General features: G+C 60.0%; 16 protein-coding genes, 1 tRNA gene and 1 pseudogene. 9 read left to right on the forward strand and 9 right to left on the reverse strand.

Features of this window, described 5'->3' with window-relative positions:
• The first annotated feature begins 105 nt into the window (after nucleotides 1-105).
• Nucleotides 106-1,062 (forward strand): LysR family transcriptional regulator, encoded by a 957-nt coding sequence (locus tag ACQ4LH_RS18650; protein ID WP_430698571.1) that lies wholly within the window; start codon nucleotides 106-108, stop codon nucleotides 1,060-1,062.
• 145 nt (nucleotides 1,063-1,207) lie between these two features.
• On the opposite strand, the gene efp is transcribed toward ACQ4LH_RS18650, so the two are convergent.
• From efp to ACQ4LH_RS18675, 5 genes are all read right to left on the reverse strand, one after another.
• A complete protein-coding gene (efp, locus tag ACQ4LH_RS18655; protein ID WP_430698572.1) occupies nucleotides 1,208-1,780 on the reverse strand; it encodes an elongation factor P in 573 nt (190 codons plus the stop codon).
• Nucleotides 1,781-1,826: 46 nt separating this feature from the next.
• Nucleotides 1,827-2,960, reverse strand: a complete 1,134-nt coding sequence (earP, locus tag ACQ4LH_RS18660) for an elongation factor P maturation arginine rhamnosyltransferase EarP (protein WP_430698573.1) — start codon at nucleotides 2,958-2,960, stop codon at nucleotides 1,827-1,829.
• A gap of 57 nt (nucleotides 2,961-3,017) precedes the next feature.
• The gene (locus tag ACQ4LH_RS18665) at nucleotides 3,018-3,782 is read right to left on the reverse strand and encodes a substrate-binding periplasmic protein (RefSeq protein ID WP_430698574.1); all 765 of its coding nucleotides are present in this window, start codon (nucleotides 3,780-3,782) and stop codon (nucleotides 3,018-3,020) included.
• Nucleotides 3,783-4,025: 243 nt separating this feature from the next.
• A tRNA-Ser gene (locus ACQ4LH_RS18670) sits at nucleotides 4,026-4,115 on the reverse strand.
• A 92-nt stretch (nucleotides 4,116-4,207) separates the two neighbouring features.
• Entirely contained in the window at nucleotides 4,208-4,555 is a 348-nt protein-coding gene (locus ACQ4LH_RS18675; protein WP_430698575.1) for a hypothetical protein, read from the reverse strand.
• Between the two features lie 64 nt (nucleotides 4,556-4,619).
• On the opposite strand from ACQ4LH_RS18675, the gene ACQ4LH_RS18680 reads away from it, so the two are divergent.
• The 6 genes and pseudogenes from ACQ4LH_RS18680 to ACQ4LH_RS18705 all read left to right on the forward strand — a co-directional run bounded on the left by ACQ4LH_RS18680 (nucleotide 4,620) and on the right by ACQ4LH_RS18705 (nucleotide 10,194).
• Complete coding sequence (locus ACQ4LH_RS18680; protein ID WP_430698576.1) at nucleotides 4,620-5,309, forward strand: crotonase/enoyl-CoA hydratase family protein; 690 nt, start codon at nucleotides 4,620-4,622, stop codon at nucleotides 5,307-5,309.
• Nucleotides 5,310-5,480: 171 nt separating this feature from the next.
• Nucleotides 5,481-6,506: pseudogene (locus ACQ4LH_RS18685) on the forward strand (cache domain-containing protein); the annotation flags it as partial.
• Nucleotides 6,507-6,536: 30 nt separating this feature from the next.
• Entirely contained in the window at nucleotides 6,537-7,364 is an 828-nt protein-coding gene (locus tag ACQ4LH_RS18690; protein ID WP_370692738.1) for a methyl-accepting chemotaxis protein, read from the forward strand.
• A gap of 62 nt (nucleotides 7,365-7,426) precedes the next feature.
• Nucleotides 7,427-8,287, forward strand: a complete 861-nt coding sequence (locus ACQ4LH_RS18695) for a substrate-binding periplasmic protein (RefSeq protein WP_430698577.1) — start codon at nucleotides 7,427-7,429, stop codon at nucleotides 8,285-8,287.
• A gap of 70 nt (nucleotides 8,288-8,357) precedes the next feature.
• A complete protein-coding gene (locus ACQ4LH_RS18700; protein WP_430698578.1) occupies nucleotides 8,358-9,080 on the forward strand; it encodes a 1-acylglycerol-3-phosphate O-acyltransferase in 723 nt (240 codons plus the stop codon).
• Nucleotides 9,081-9,222: 142 nt separating this feature from the next.
• On the forward strand, nucleotides 9,223-10,194 hold the full coding sequence (locus tag ACQ4LH_RS18705) for a magnesium and cobalt transport protein CorA (RefSeq protein WP_275963593.1): 972 nt from the start codon (nucleotides 9,223-9,225) through the stop codon (nucleotides 10,192-10,194).
• A 104-nt stretch (nucleotides 10,195-10,298) separates the two neighbouring features.
• Here the strand turns inward: ACQ4LH_RS18705 and ACQ4LH_RS18710 are convergent, their stop codons facing one another.
• Nucleotides 10,299-11,027 carry an amidotransferase gene (locus ACQ4LH_RS18710; RefSeq protein ID WP_430698579.1) on the reverse strand — a complete coding sequence of 243 codons (729 nt, stop codon included), beginning with the start codon at nucleotides 11,025-11,027 and terminating at the stop codon, nucleotides 10,299-10,301.
• 221 nt (nucleotides 11,028-11,248) lie between these two features.
• Here ACQ4LH_RS18710 and ACQ4LH_RS18715 point away from each other — a divergent pair, with 221 nt between their 5' ends.
• Complete coding sequence (locus ACQ4LH_RS18715) at nucleotides 11,249-11,383, forward strand: hypothetical protein (RefSeq protein ID WP_430698580.1); 135 nt, start codon at nucleotides 11,249-11,251, stop codon at nucleotides 11,381-11,383.
• Between the two features lie 26 nt (nucleotides 11,384-11,409).
• Complete coding sequence (gene ptrC / locus ACQ4LH_RS18720) at nucleotides 11,410-11,607, forward strand: type III secretion system co-regulatory protein PtrC (protein WP_160084800.1); 198 nt, start codon at nucleotides 11,410-11,412, stop codon at nucleotides 11,605-11,607.
• Between the two features lie 3 nt (nucleotides 11,608-11,610).
• Here ptrC and ACQ4LH_RS18725 read toward each other — a convergent pair whose 3' ends face one another.
• The 3 genes from ACQ4LH_RS18725 to ACQ4LH_RS18735 all read right to left on the reverse strand — a co-directional run bounded on the left by ACQ4LH_RS18725 (nucleotide 11,611) and on the right by ACQ4LH_RS18735 (nucleotide 15,525).
• A complete protein-coding gene (locus ACQ4LH_RS18725; RefSeq protein ID WP_430698581.1) occupies nucleotides 11,611-12,012 on the reverse strand; it encodes a lysozyme inhibitor LprI family protein in 402 nt (133 codons plus the stop codon).
• Nucleotides 12,013-12,158: 146 nt separating this feature from the next.
• A complete protein-coding gene (locus ACQ4LH_RS18730) occupies nucleotides 12,159-14,303 on the reverse strand; it encodes a 3-hydroxyacyl-CoA dehydrogenase NAD-binding domain-containing protein (protein ID WP_430698582.1) in 2,145 nt (714 codons plus the stop codon).
• 16 nt (nucleotides 14,304-14,319) lie between these two features.
• Nucleotides 14,320-15,525, reverse strand: coding sequence for an acetyl-CoA C-acetyltransferase (locus ACQ4LH_RS18735; protein ID WP_430698583.1), 1,206 nt, complete (start codon nucleotides 15,523-15,525; stop codon nucleotides 14,320-14,322).
• Between the last annotated feature and the right edge of the window lie 584 nt (nucleotides 15,526-16,109).

The raw sequence follows: 16,109 nt of genomic DNA on the forward strand, positions 1-16,109 counted from the left end.
GGTAGGCTCCAGAGTGAAGCTGCACAGCCTAGTTATTCGCCACTAGCCGCGAAACGCACAGCAACGCAAAATGGCTTTGCATATAACGCATAGCAGGCTCTGACCATGAACCCCGATAGCCTGACCGACCAGCTCAGCCTGTTTCTCGATGTATTGGAAACCGGCAGCTTTTCCGCCGCTGCCCGTCGCCACCCGCTGACGCCCTCGGCTGTGGCCCGGCGAATCGATGCATTGGAACGCTCGCTGGGCAGCAACCTGTTCAGCCGCAGCACCCATGCCGTACGCGCCACCTCCGCCGGCCTGGCGTTTGCCGAACGGGCCAGGCGCATTCTCGCCGAGCTGCACCTGGCTCGCGCCGAAGCCGTCTCGCTGAGCAGCGCGCCGGAAGGGCTGATCCGCATCGACGCGCCGGCACCGTTCGGCCGGCGCCATCTGGCTCCGGCGATTGCAGAGTTTCTGGTCGCCTATCCAGGGCTGGATGTGCAACTGCGCCTGATCGACAGCTTCGTCGATCTACATGGCACACACCTGGGTGAGGTCGACCTGGTGCTGCGCATCGGCCCCCTGGCCGACACCCGCCTGGTCGCCACCGCGCTATCACCCATGGTGCGGGTCGTCTGCGCCAGCCCCGAATACCTGGCGCGTCGCGGCGTACCGCGTAGCCCTGATGAGCTGCTGGAGCATGACGGCCTCGACTGGGACAGCCTGGCACCGCCCTATGCCTGGCGCTTCGAGCAGGGCGGCAAACTGCAACTGTGCCGCCCCAAGCGCCTGCGCATGACCGCCAACAATGCCGAGGCGCTATTGTTCAGCGCCCTCGCCGGCTTGGGCATTGCTCATTTGCCGACCTGGCTGATCAGCGACTACCTGCTGCGCGGCGAACTGCTGCCGCTGTTCTGCGAAAACGGCCTGCCAACTCCCGAGCCCAGCGGCATCTATGCCCTGCGCCTGGAGCGCGAAACCGACTCGCGCAGTCGCTTGTTGCTGGAGTTTCTCAAGGCCCGCTTCGGCCCGGTAGCGCCCTGGGATCTGGCGCTGCAAAGTGGCCTACAACGTAGTTAAAAGCTGAAACAGCAGGCATAAAAAATGATCGGAATCATTTTTAGCGTCTCGCAGCGACGACCCGAAGGGTGGCCGCCATGGATGGCTGGCCATAAAAAAGCCCGACTCAAGGTCGGGCTTTTTCTTCTCGCCGTTAAAGCAGGTCTTAGACCGGAGCTTTAGCGCGGGATTTGTACTCACCGGTACGGGTGTCGATTTCGATCCAGTCGTCGATGTTGCAGAAGTCAGCAACTTTGATCTCGGTGCCGTTGCTCAGCTTAGCTGGCTTCATCACTTTGCCGGAAGTGTCGCCACGGGCGGAACCTTCGGTGTAGGTGATCTGGCGAACGATGGTGGTCGGCAGGTCAACCGAAACCACTTTACCTTCGAAGAATACGGCTTCGCAGATGTCGGTCATGCCATCAACGATGTACGGCATTACGCTTTCCAGATCGTCTTTGTTCAGCTCGTACTGGTTGAACTCTTGGTCCATAAAGACGTAGTTCGGCTCGCTGTAGTACGAGTAGGTCACGTCTACGCGATCGAGGATCACCGGCTCCATTTTGTCGTCGGCTTTGTACACGGTTTCAGTTGAGGAGCCGCTCAGCAGGTTCTTCAACTTCATTTTAACGATGGCGCTGTTACGACCGGATTTGGTGAATTCGGCCTTCTGGATCAGCCAAGGTTGGCCGTCGATCAGGGCCACACTGTTGGGCTTCATTTCTTGTGCGGTTTTCATACGAATATCCGGGTTTGGATGGAATTACAAAATTCTTGGCCGCGTATCATAGCCAATTTAGGTAAAACAGCACCAGCGCCTCGGCAAGATCGGCCTGAGAGGCCCGTTGCAGACACCACTGCTCGGCGTGTGTTTGCTGCTCTGGCCAGCGTTGTAGCAGCTGATTCCAGCTTTCTTTGACCGACTGACCGGTATTCCAGGCATGCCACAACTCGACCAGGGCACGCTGCCCATCCGCTGATAAGCCCTCTTTATAGAGAGCAAGAAAGGCGTCGAGCTTTTCCAGGTGGGCGTTGTCCGCTTGCTCATAGATATGCCAGAGCAACGGCCGCCCGGCCCATTGCGCACGGACAAAGGAATCCTCCCCGCGCACCGCATTAAAATCGCAGCTCCACAGCAACCGGTCGTACTGATCCTGCTGGATAAACGGCAGCACCTGGATATGCAGTTGACCGCGTTGCCGACTATCACCGACCTGCAGCGCCGCACCGCCCAGCCAAGCCTGCAGATCCGCCAGAATGCGTCCTTCCGGCACCAGTAACTGGCTGGCTTGCGCGTCGACAGCCAGCACATCCAGCCAACTGGCCAGCGCAGCGTTCTCATAGGCAAACAGGGAGATCAATCGCGCCCCAGGCAACGGCGTTACACCAATGCTGCGCAGAAACACTTCGCGGACGCCGCTATCTGCCTGAAACGCCCGGCGCTGCACCAGCAGCTCACGCTCACGCAACAGGCCGCCGCTGCCTGCAGTAAAACCTGGAAAGAAGAAGAACTTCGACAAACCATTGGACTGCAACGAAGGCAAACCATGGCATCCCTCAACCCACTCCTCGGCACTTAGATACTCCAGATTGAGCCAGAGTGGTTTCTGCGAACGCTGCGCCATTGCGCCTATATAAGTGGCTGGCAATTCACAGGCAAACGCCTCGATCACCACATCCGCAGGCTCGACAGCCTGCCACTCGGCACGCCATAAACAGACCTCAACACCTTGCTGGACTTGCCGCAACGCCTGCGCATCTGCCTGCGGACACAGGCGCACAAACGCGCCCATATCATCGACCCACAGCCGCACCGCCAGACCGTGCTCGGCCACCAACTGCCGCGCCAACCGCCAGGTCACCCCGATATCGCCGTAGTTATCGACAACGCTGCAGAAAATGTCCCAAGTCGCCTTCATGCCCAACCCCAATCGTCAGGCGCGCAGTCTAACAAGTGCCCAACGCCTGGCGCCTACTCAATCCTGCAGGCTGGCATCCAGTTGCTGACGATAAATTGCCGAATCCCGCGCCACTGCAACGCCCTGCCAGCTGCGCTGTACTAGGGCCGTGTTGCGCTCATAAAAGGATCGCGAATAAACCAGGTAGTAATGTTTCTCCTGCAGTGGTGGCTCGACCCGCTCCAGCGCCGCATGGAACGCCAAATCGTGGCGCAACCAGTAATCACCTTCCTGCCCCAACAACACGGCCGCCCCGATACGCCCCTTGAGCAACTTGTACAGATTTGCCTCCGAGCTGCCGGCGCTACTGTCGATTGGCACGCCCAAACGCTGCAGAAAATCGATAGCCGAGTAGCCGTGCTGGATGCCCACACCCCCCTGCAGATCAGCCACCGCGCCCTCTTGCCAGCGCACCGGCGTACCCTTACGCCGATACAGCACATAACTTTCACTGCGCATGCGCAGGGCAGCATGGGGTTGCTGCTCATGCAGTGGGTACATGGCAAACGCACTACGCTCTTCCGAGAAGCTGACGCCCATGGCCCCATCCACTCGCCCCTGCTCCAGGCTCAGCAAACAGCGCTTCCAGGGCAGCGCAATAAATTCAAACCGCACCGCCAACTGCGGTTCCAACTGACGGATCAACTCAAAATCCAGCCCCTGCTGCCCCTCAAGCCGCCAGGGCCGCAATGGCTCCCGGTCATGACAGACACGGATACTCAGAGGCTCCGCCTGTGCCAGCGGCCAGAGGACAAGTAAAAGGGCTAACCACAACCATCTCATCACAGAGCCTGACCGAAGGATTTATACCTTTTAGTCTAGGCCTCATTGCTTCAACCAAAGCCCGCCGCGCTAATCCAAGTTGCTCTTAGAAACAGCCGCAATAGCGTGCAATGTGGTGGTCAGCCAACTGAGCGCTTTGCCGGGGCGGTCATCTGTACCACTGCGCTGTACCAATCAGGCCAAAACGTGCGGCCTAAACGCAAAAACCCCAGAAAGATTGCTCTTTCTGGGGTTTTCTATATATGGCGGTGAAGGAGAGATTCGAACTCTCGATACGATTTCTCGTATACACACTTTCCAGGCGTGCTCCTTAAGCCACTCGGACACTTCACCGGGTCTCGACAAGCATTGCTGTCTGTCGAGGCGCGCTAATCTAGCCGAACATACTGGCAAAGGCAAAAGCTTTCTTCAAAAAATTCATGCGCTTATGCCAGATGCTGGTCTTCGGCCGAGGTATTCGCCGTGCTCGGCTCGAATCGCTGCTGGCCGAACAGGATAAAGCCCAGCGAGATAAACAGGCCGAAGCCGAACAGCCCCAGCACACCCGCAGGGCTTTGGCTGTGTTGGTCACTCGCGAGCCAGAGCAAGCCAACCATCAGCAACAAGGCCAATGCAGCGCGCCAGAAGCTGATGAGTCTGATTAAACCAGGCATGTCGGTCACTCCTAATAGGGTGGCGACCTTAAGTGCAAGCAAGCTGTGCAGCCCAATTGGCGATCTTGATCGCCTCCATAGCCCGAGCAGCCCACCATCGCTGACCAGCCAGTCAGCCATCGTGCTTTACCTGGCCGATGCGGATGAGTAACGTCTGCTGCACTTCAGCACAAGGAACCCGACCATGAGCGACCTGATCAGCTACCAACTCAACGATGGCATTGCCACCCTGACCCTGTGTAATGGCAAGGTGAATGCCATCTCCCCGGACGTGATCACCGCTTTCAATGCGGCTCTGGATCGCGCCGCGGAGGACAAGGCCATCGTTATCATCACCGGCCAGCCGGGCATTCTTTCGGGCGGCTACGACCTCAAGGTGATGACTTCCGGCCCGCAGAATGCGATCGATCTGGTGGCTTCCGGCTCCACCCTGGCGCGCCGCATGCTCGCCCACCCCTTCCCGATCATCGTCGCCTGCCCGGGCCATGCGGTGGCCAAGGGTGCCTTTATCCTGCTCTCGTCCGACTACCGCATCGGCGTCGAAGGTCCGTTCAGCATCGGCCTCAACGAAGTACAGATCGGCATGACCATGCACCACGCCGGCATCGAATTGGCCCGTGACCGCCTGCGCAAATCGGCCTTCCACCGTTCGGTAATCAACGGCGAGATGTTCGACCCGCAAGGCGCGGTGGATGCAGGCTTCCTCGACAAGGTGGTGCCGGCCGAGCAACTGCACGCCACTGCCCTGGCGGTTGCCCAGCAGATGAAGAAGATCAACATGACCGCGCACAAGAACACCAAGTTGAAAGTACGCAAGGCGCTGCTCGAAGCCCTCGACCAAGCAGTCGAGCTGGACAAGAAGCACATGGTGTAAACACACCCCGCAACACCGCAAAGCCCGGCCCATGTGCCGGGCTTTTGCATTTAATGGCAAAACAGTGGCGAGCCCGCAAGCAATCTGGCCAGGCTGTATTACTTTTAACAGGTAGAGCCAAGGAGCAGAGGCGCCCAACGATCTATTCGAAATTGCCGCCGGGAGCGTGTTATGAAGATTGCCCACAAGGTTGGTCTGGCCGCGGCCATCGTGCTGTTCCTTACCACCAGCCTGCTGTCACTGGCGCAAGTCAGCCAAGTTCGCGAAACCCTGCAGAACCAGGTGGCGGCGAGCATCGCAGAGTCGAGTAACGCACTGGCGCGGCAGATCGAGAACTGGCTTAACGCCAAACTCAAGCTGATGGATCTGATGTCGCAAAGCATCGACAGCAACTACAGCCCCGAAGAAACCCAGCGCATCGTCAACAGCCCCATGCTGAAAAACGAGTTCATCCTGGTGTTTGGCACCCTGCAAAGCGATGGCAAGCCGATCAAGAACACCGATGAGTGGCAGCCAAAACCGGATTGGGATGGCCGTCAACGCCCCTGGTACGCCACCGGTAAAGCCGGCAGCCAGGCGGTACTCACCGAACCCTATGTGGATTCCACCACCGGGGAAATCCTGATTTCCGCCGTTACCCGCATCACCAATGCTGGCGAATTTCTCGGCGTGCTGGGTGGCGACATTCGCCTGAAAACCGTCGCCGACGCGGTCAACACGCTGGACTTCAACGGCGCCGGCTACGCCTTTCTGCTCACGCGCAACGGCAATATCATTTCCCACCCCAACACAGAACTGAACGGCAAAAGCTACAGCGAACTATTCGAAGGCCAGAGCCCAGCCCTGAACAAGGAGCTGCAGGAAACCAATGGCGGCGACAAGGACCTGCTGGTGTCCTTCACCCCACTGCCCAATCTCAAAGGCATGGATTGGTATATCGGCGTGGTGCTGGACAAGAGCATCGTCATGGCCGAAGCCAACGCCCTGAGCTGGCGCGCTGTGATCGGCACCGTGCTGGGAGTGATCATCAGCCTGATCGTGCTGGGCGTGCTGATGAACAGCCTGCTCAAGCCCCTTGATCACCTGCACAACTCCCTGCATGAGGTGAACAGCGGTGAAGGCGATCTGACCCGCCGCTTGCCTGCCGCCGGCAACGATGAAATTGCCCTGGTTTCCAAAGAATTCAACAGCTTCCTGCAAAGCCTGCAGAGCCTGATCAGCGAGGTTATGGGCAGCTCCAGGCAAGTGCGCGAAAGCACCACCCTGACCTCCAGCGAAGCCAACCAGGCCGCTAATCGTTTGCAGCAACAGCTGCAGGAGCTCGATCAGCTGGCCACCGCCATGCAGGAAATGGCGTCCACCGCAGAGGAAGTCGCGCGCAACGCACAGGCTGCGGCGCAGGCAGCGCTGGCGGCCAATCAGGAAACCGAGAATGGCGTGCGCGTGGTTTCGCGCTCCACCGAGGCAATCAAGCACCTCGCCGAGGAAATGGACGAAACCAGCCACGCGATCAACGAGCTGGCCAAGCTCAGCCACAACATCGAGTCGATCCTCTCGGTGATCACCAGCATTGCCGACCAGACCAACCTGCTCGCCCTCAACGCAGCCATCGAGGCAGCGCGCGCCGGTGAGTCCGGCCGGGGTTTTGCCGTGGTTGCCGATGAGGTACGCTCACTGGCCTCGCGCACCCAGCAGTCGACCCAGGAAATCCGCCAGATGATCGATCAGCTGCAATCCGGGGTGAAGCAGGCCGAGTCGCGCATGCAGCAGAGCCGCGATACCGCCAGCAAGACCGCCGAAGAAGCCGGCGCGGCCAACGATATGCTTGGGCGCATCAGCGATGCCATCACCCGTATCAACGACATGAACCTGCAAATCGCCACCGCCGCCGAGCAGCAGAGCGCCACCACCGAGGAGATCAACCGCAACACCACCAATATTCGCGACATCAGCCATGAGGTGGCCGCGGGCGCCGAAGAACAGGTGCGCCAGTGCGCCGTAATGGTCGAACAGGTCGGCCAGCAGGATCATCTGCTCGGGCGTTTCAAGGTCTGAGTTCCCATACATCTGGCTGCACCTACGCGTGCAGCCTGCGCCAACCGATAAGGAGATTGGGCATGCGCATACTCGTAGCGTGGCTACTGTGCCTGGCCATGCATGGCATCGCCCAGGCGCAAACGCCCATCAGTGTTACGGTGCTGTGTGACGCCAGTTATCCGCCCTACAGCTACGCCGAAAACGGCGAAGCCAAAGGCCTGTACAGCGACATCCTACGTGCGGCCTTCACCCACATGCCGGACTATCGCGTGAGTATCCGTCCGGTGCCCTGGCCACGCGGGTTGGCGGCGCTGGAAAAAGGCACAGCCTTTGCCCTGTTCCCGCCCTACCATCGCCCCGTGGAACGCCCGTGGATGGATTACTCGCGGCCGATTCTGGAAGAAAGCGTGGTGGCCTTCGTGCGTTCCGAGCTGGCGCAACAACGCACCATCGAGGATTTCCCGGCCGCCTATGCGGGCCTGCGCATCGGCCTCAACCGAGGCTTCAATATCATCGCCGCGCCGAGTTACAAGACCATGCTCGCGGCTGGCGAGGTCAAACAGAGCTACGCCACGGACAACCGCACCAACTTGCTGCAACTCAGGCGCAAGCGCATCGATGTGTTTATCAATGATCGCCTGTCGATCCTCTGGGAACTGCAGCAGATGCGCAACGAAGGCCTGTTTTCCAGCAGTGGGCTGAGCTGGCTGACTGAGGGGCCGAAGCTGTCCAGCGAGCACGGTCATCTGGGCTATACCCGCATCAATGAACAGGCATACCCCTACAAACAGGACTTTATGCAACAGCTGGATCAGGCCCTGCTAGCCCTTGAGCAGGATGGCAGCATCGCCCGCCTGGCCCAGCGCTACAGTTCGATTGACCTGCTGCCTGCCACCGATAGCGGCTCTGGCGAGGACGCAACAAGCGGTAACGACCTCTGATCAGCATCAATTGCCGAAAGCAGTGCACGCCCGTACACTGCGCGCCTTTTTCCTATGACGGGCGTACCAAATGCTTTTTCTTCTGCGCATGCTGGCGATGGGCGTGCACTTTATCCTCGCTGGCATCCTCGGCCTGTTGCTTGGCATCTGCCGCCCGTTCAACCCAGACAACAGCCGTCTGTGCGCCCGCCTCTACAGCATCCCCGCGCAGTGGCTGTTGCGCTGGAAGCTGAAGACCGATGTGCACAGCCTGGAACACCAATACTCCTGCGTGATCATCGCCAACCACCAATCCAACTACGACCTCTACGTGCTCGGCCGCGTGGTGCCCAAGCGCACCGTGAGCATCGGCAAGAAGAGCCTGAAGTGGGTGCCATTCTTCGGCCAGCTGTACTGGCTGGCCGGCAACGTGCTGCTCGACCGTGGCAATGCGATTCGCGCCAAGCAGGCCATGCTGACCACCACCGATACGCTAAAGCATAAAGACACTTCGATCTGGGTGTTCCCCGAAGGCACGCGCAACCTCGGCAAGGGTCTACTGCCCTTCAAGAAAGGCGCGTTCCAGATGGCGATTGCCGCCGGCGTGCCGATCATCCCGGTGTGCGTCAGCACCTACGTCAACCATATCCAGCTCAACCGCTGGAACAGCGGCGAGATCATGATCCGCTCGCTGCCGGCCATCCCCACCGCAGGCCTGAGCCAGGATGACCTGCCGCAGCTGATCGAAACCTGTCGCACGCAAATGCAGCAGTCCATCGATGCCATGGATCAACAGCTCAGCCAAAGCGCCTGACGCAACCCGCAACGGCCAAAAGCCCAGCCACGCGCTGGGCTTTTTATTGCCTGATGCAACCTGCGCAGCAGCCGTTCAGTCACACCAGCGGCGAGCAAGCCGCTAAGCTGCGTGCTGAGGTCACCGATAATAAGGAAACACCATGGGTCGCGTTGTTGCCGCCGCCGTTTACAGCAACGGCAAGAAAGTCACGAATATCAGCCTCGACGAAGGCAAACCATGGTCGAAGAAACCGGGGCATTTCGTCTGGATCGGCCTGCATGATCCCTGCTCCGAGGAGCTGATCAGCCTGCAACAACAATTCGACCTGCATGAACTGGCCCTGGAAGACGCCCTGCAGCGGCACACCCGGCCCAAGCTGGAAACCTTCGGCGATGCGCTGTTTCTGGTGCTCTACTCGCCCATCCTGGTTAACGACGAGCTGACCTTTGTCGAAACCCAGCTGTTTGCCGGCAGCGGTTACATCATCAGCGCCCGTTACGGCGAATCCGCGCCCTACTCCCAGGTGCGCCAACGCTGCGAGGCGCGTCCGCTGTTGCTTGAGCACGGCGAAGATTTCGTGCTCTACGCTCTGCTCAGCTTCGTGATCGAGAACTACCGTCCGCTGATGGACAACTACCACGTCGAGCTTGAAGAAGTGGAACAGCACGTGCTGAAAAACCCACTGAGCCAGGCCGATGTCGAGCGCATCCAGGGCCTGCGTCGCGACCTGCTGCGGTTGCGTCGTTATATCGGGCCGCTGGCAGAAATCTGCAAAGAGCTGCAGCGCCTCGACTTTCCGTTTATCGACAAGAACATGCGCCCCTACTTCCGCGACGTGGCGATCCACGTCAACCGCCTGCTGGAAGACCTCACCGGCCTGCGCGAGATGGCCGACCACGCCATCGAAATCGGCCTGCTGCTGGAGTCCTCACGGCAAAGCGTCACCCAACGCAAGTTCGCCGCCTGGGCAGCGATCCTGGCCTTCCCCACGGCGGTGGCCGGGATCTACGGGATGAACTTTCAGAACATGCCCGAGCTCGCCTGGCAGTACGGCTACTTCGGCGTGCTCGGCTTGATCACCACCGGCTGCGTCGGGCTCTACGCCAGCTTCAAGCGTTCCGGCTGGCTATAGAGCGATGTTTAGCGTCGCGTAGCGGCGGCCCGCAGGGGGCGGCCATGGATGGCACGCCATAAAAAAGCCCGGTCACTGACCGGGCTTTTTCGTGAAGGCGCGTGTTACTCAGCCAGGCCGGCACGGCCATGGGCGACAAAACGCATCATCCACTCGGCCACGGTGTGGCCCTGATGATCGCGCTGCAAACTGTCTACGCCCTTGGAGTAGGCAGGCTCACCGATATGCTGCTGACGCAGGTCGAGCAGCGCGCGCGAGTAGTCATGCACAAACTCGGGGTGGCCCTGGAAGCACAGCACCTGATCACCGATGCAGTAGGAGGCGATCGGGCAGAACTCGCTGCTGGCCAGCAATGTGGCGTTTTCCGGCAGTTGGGTGACCTGATCCTGGTGGCTGATCAGCAGGGTCAGGTCTTCCAGATCAGGGCTCATCCAGGTCGGTTTGCTCGCCATGCGGTACTGATGAATGCCCACCCCCCAACCCTGCACCGCGCGCTCAGCCTTGCCGCCCAGCAGCAGCGCCAACAACTGATGGCCGAAACACACACCGAGCAGCTTGTCGCCGCGGTTGTAGCGCTCCAGCAGGTAGGTTTTCAGCGTCTGAATCCAGGCGTCGCTACCGAAGGAATCCGCCTTGCTGCCCGTCACCAGATAGGCATCGTAGCGCTCGCTGTCCGGCGGGTAATGCCCCTCCATCACGTTGTACACCTTGAATTCGGCAGCAATTGGCTGACGGGCGAACAACTGCTCGAACATACGGCCATAACTGTCGTATTGGTCGACCAATTCAGGGCGAAGAACATCGGTTTCCAGGATGCAGATCTGCAGCGGCATATGGGCGGTTACCTAGGGCGCAGGAGGGTTGTTTTTCCAGCGCGCAAGCGTGCCTGCTGACAGGCTGCAAGGCAATAGCTACGGGCTAAACCCGACCAATTACCCGGGGCCCATCAGCGCCCTCGATAGTCACCATAAGCACCATTCACTTCTGTCGATAGCGGCACGCGCAGATGATCTGGCCATCGGGCACTGCGCCCCACTTACCAGAGGACATCACCATGACCAGTTTTTCCGCCATCGCCAGCCTGCTTGCCGCATCAGCCTTTACCAGCAGCCACAGTGCGAGTAGCCAGCGCCAAACCGAAAAAGTGCAAGCTGCACAACTCAAGGCCGACCAGAACGCCGGTAAATAACTGCACCCCGCAATCAGGAGAACGCCATGAGCATCGCCCAATCGCTGAGCAACCAGAACGTCTATGGCGTGACCTACGCCACTGTCGACGACAGTGGCATCCACTTCGAATCCGAGCTGGCCATCCAGCTCAGCGATGGAACTCTGACCACCCTGCGCATGCCCACTCACCTGAGCGAGCGTCAGGCTATCCAGCAGCTGGTCTGCGGCCGTCAGGCCTGCTGACCGCTACTGCGCTGGCATCGGGCAGCTTAGGTCGCCTTCTTCACATACGACCAGCTGCTCCAGCTCCTTGACCCGTGCGGCGGTCTTTTGAGTCAGGCAGCCGTTAAGCACCATCGGATAGGCCGAACCGCCCTCCACCGAAGCCGACTCGAACGCGCAGGCCAGGTCACGGAATTTGATCCAGGCCAGCTGCACGTCCTTGAGTTGCTGCTTCTGCCCATCATCCAGACGCTTGCGGTAATCGCCGTACAGCTGATTCAGGCGCTTGTCCTGAGTGGCGTACTCCGCCGCCGCGCACTGGTTGAGGGTGAACTGATCCATGGCATTGGCGCAGTCATCCGCCCACACCGGCGCGGCCAATAACCCCAGGCTGATTGCCAGAGCACTGCTTATCCTAACGTTCATAACACCTCCCTTGCGCCACACCGGCGTGGCCGTTGAGCAGTCTAGTGCTGTAGTCATAAATAGGCTGGTCTTCCATAAACTACAGGCCATAAAAAACCGGCTCGCAAGGAGCCGGTTTTCAGAACATCAGCCTTAACGCGACGGCGTTAGAAGCTCTGGTTCTTCGCCGCCTTCTCCAGCAGCAGCGCTGGCGGAAGGAAGCGCTCACCGTACTGCTCAGCCAGGTACTGGGCGCGGGCGACGAAGTCCTTCACCCCGTACTGGTTGATAAACTGCAGCGCGCCGCCGCTCCAGGCGGCAAAGCCGATGCCCATGATCGAGCCGATATTGGCGTCCGCTACCGACTTGAGCACACCTTCTTCCACGCAGCGCACGGTTTCGATGGCCTGGATAAACAGGATGCGATCACGCACGTCGATCTGCGAGATCTGCGCATCGCGCTTCTCAAAGCGCGCCTTGAGCTCCGGCCACAGGTGCTTCTTGCCGCCTGCCGGGTAATCGTAGAAACCCGCACCAGCTGCCTTGCCCGGCCGCTTGTACTCGTTGAGCATCATGTCGATCACCGCAAACGCCGGGTGCTCGGGGATGGATTTACCCTCGGCGGCGAGGTCCTTGATGGTCTGCTGACGAATATGGTTCATCAGGCTCATCGACACCTCGTCGCTGATCGCCAGCGGGCCAACCGGCATGCCGGCCTTGCGCGCTTCGTTCTCGATCATCGCCGCGCTCACGCCTTCGCCCAGCATGGCCAGACCTTCGTTGGTGAAGGTGCCGAATACCCGCGAGGTGAAGAAGCCACGGCTGTCGTTGACCACAATCGGGGTCTTCTTGATCTGCATGACGTAGTCAAAGCCGCGCGCCAGGGTCTCGTCGCTGGTGTGCTCGCCTTTGATGATTTCCACCAGCGGCATCTTGTCCACCGGGCTGAAGAAATGCAGGCCGATAAACTTGTCCTGCTTCTGCACCGCGTTGGCCAGGCCGGTGATCGGCAGGGTCGAGGTGTTGGAGGCAATCACCGCATCACTCAACGCAGCCCGTTCGGCAGCGGCGGTGACATTGGCCTTGAGATCACGATCCTCGAATACCGCTTCGATAATCAGGTCGCAACCTTCGAAATCGGCATCGCTAACAGTAGTTTTGATCCGCGCCAGAATGCCATCGCGCTTGTCGGCGCTCATCTGGCCACGGCCGACTTTCTTCTCCAGCAGCTTGGCCGAGTAATCCTTGCCCTTCTCGGCGGCCTCGATGGAGATGTCCTTGAGCACCACGTCGATACCGGCGACGGCCGACACATAGGCAATACCGGCGCCCATCATGCCGGCACCGAGCACGCCGATCTTCTTGGTCACGTAGGGCGCGAAGCCTTGCGGACGCGAGCCGCCGGCGTTGATTTCATTGAGCTGGAACCAGAAGGTGCCAATCATGTTCTTCGCCACCTGGCCGGTGGTCAGCTCGGTGAAGTAGCGCGCTTCGATGATCTGCGCGGTGTCGAAGTCGACCTGGGCGCCCTCGACGGCGGCGCACATGATCTTCTCCGGCGCTGGGAAGCAGCCCTTGGTTTTATCACGCAATACGCTCGGCGCGATGGCCAGCATCTGCGCCACATTCGGGCTCGACGGCGTGCCTCCGGGGATCTTGTAACCGGCTATATCCCAAGGCTGCTTGGGCGCCGGGTTGGCGGCGATCCAGGCGCGGGCCTTGGCCAGTAGGTCATCCTTGTCGGAAGCCAGTTCGTGGATCAAGCCAGCCTTGAGCGCGGCATCCGGACGGACCTTCTTGCCTTCAGCCAGATACGGCAGGGCTTTTTCCAGACCGAGCAGGCGCACCATACGCACCACCCCGCCACCACCTGGCAGCAAGCCGAGGGTCACTTCCGGTAGGCCGAGCTGGGTGCTGGAGCTGTCCAGGGCGATACGGTGATGGCAGGCCAGGGCAATTTCCCAGCCGCCGCCCAGGGCCGCGCCATTGATCGCAGCCACCACCGGTTTGCCGAGGCACTCCAGGCGGCGCAGCTGGCCCTTGATATTGAGGATCATCTGGTAGAAGGCCGGCGCGTCGGCCTTGGTGACCTTGATCAGCTCGTTCAGATCACCGCCGGCGAAGAACGTCTTCTTCGCCGAAGTAACGATCACACCGGCAATGGAATCCTTCTCGGCTTCCAGGCGGTCGACGATTTTGCCCATGGCCTCGCGGTATACCGCGTTCATGGTGTTGGCACTCTGGCCGGGCATGTCCATGGTCAGAACGACGATATTGTCCTGGCCTTTTTCGTAACGGATGGCGTCAGTCATTTTTCTTATCTCCGCCTCAAACTCTTTCAATAATCGTGGCAATGCCCATACCGCCACCCACACAGAGGGTGGCCAAGCCGTAGCGCAGTTGGCGCTTCTCCAGCTCGTCGAGCAGGGTGCCGAGGATGGCGCAACCGGTCGCACCCAGCGGGTGGCCCATGGCAATGGAGCCGCCGTTGACGTTGACCTTGTCCTCGCTGACGCCCATGTCCTTCATAAACTTCATCACCACCGAAGCGAACGCTTCATTGACTTCGAACAGGTCGATGTCATTGACGTTCAGCCCAGCCTTGGCCAGGGCCTTGCGTGTAGCCGGCGCCGGGCCGGTGAGCATGATGGTCGGGTCGGTACTGGTCACGGCAGTGGCGACGATGCGCGCACGCGGCTTCAAGCCCAGTTCCTTGCCCTTCTCAGCGCTGCCGATCAGCATCAAGGCCGAACCGTCAACGATGCCGGAGCTGTTGCCTGGGGTGTGCACGTGGTTGATCTGCTCGACATTGCTGTAGACGCGCAGCGCGGTGCTGTCGAAACCCATCTGCCCCATCATCTCGAAGCTCGGTTTGAGTTTGCCCAGGCCTTCGAGGGTGGATTCGCCACGGATAAATTCGTCGTGATCAAGCAGCACGATGCCGTTCTGGTCGGCCACCGGAATCAGCGATTTATTGAACGAGCCGTCCTTGCTGGCGCGAGCGGCTTTCTGCTGCGAACGCAGGGCGAAGCTGTCGACGTCCGTGCGGCTGAAGCCTTCCAGGGTGGCAATCAAATCGGCGCCGATGCCCTGCGGGGTGAAATGGGTGTGCATATTGGTCGCCGGATCCATCACCCAGGCACCACCGTCGGAACCCATGGGAATGCGCGACATCGACTCGACGCCGCCGACCACCACCAGATCCTCGAAACCGGAACGCACCTTCATCGCGCCCATGTTCACCGCTTCCAGGCCCGAGGCGCAGAAACGGTTGAGCTGTACACCCGATACGCTGACATCCCAATCGGCAACCATGGCAGCGGTCTTGGCAATGTCCGCGCCCTGATCACCCACTGGCGTTACACAGCCGAGCACGATGTCATCGACCTGGCTGGTGTCCAGGTTATTACGCGCTTGCAGCGCCTTGAGCAGGCCGGCGATCAGGTCGACAGGCTTGACGCTGTACAGCGCGCCGTCCTTCTTGCCCTTACCGCGGGGCGTGCGCACTGCATCGAAAATAAATGCTTCGGTCATGGCGTCCTCAGACCTCCAATGGAGGGTGGCTGGCGGCGCAGGTGGGCCCACGCCTGTTTTTGTTGAGTGGGCCTACCATACGCCGCACCGGAGCAGTCTCAATGACCGAAGTGCTCAGGCCTATTGACCGCTCAGCTCAGACAAACGGTCAATCACTGGGCGAAGGCTAACAAGCGCGTCTAGCTCAAGGCCCGCTTGCCAATAACCGGGTCCGCGTCATAACCGCTGGCAACTAGCCGGCACACCTTAGTAATCAAGGCGTCTATAGCCAGACGCTGCGCGCCCCTACAGTTGAATCAAGCCACCGGCAAATAGAGCGCAGGTCGGCTGCTGTAGGCGTCGTCGCCGGGTTTTGCCGGGACGGCTTGAATGATCAACACGAGGCGTGGCGTCGCATCCGCACATTACGCAGGACAGCGACGACCACCCGCAAAAAACAACAAGGCCAACCGCCATGTTCAATCCAGTGAAAATGCGTCAGGCAGGCATGATCGTGTTTGCCACCACAGTCATTCTGATTCTTCCCAACCTGACCCGTTTGGTCAGCTAAACCCCTGATTTCCTGCCCTGCCTGCCACCGTGGA

The sequence above is a fragment of the Pseudomonas peli genome (assembly GCF_050563605.1).
Lineage (GTDB): Bacteria > Pseudomonadota > Gammaproteobacteria > Pseudomonadales > Pseudomonadaceae > Aquipseudomonas > Aquipseudomonas peli_A.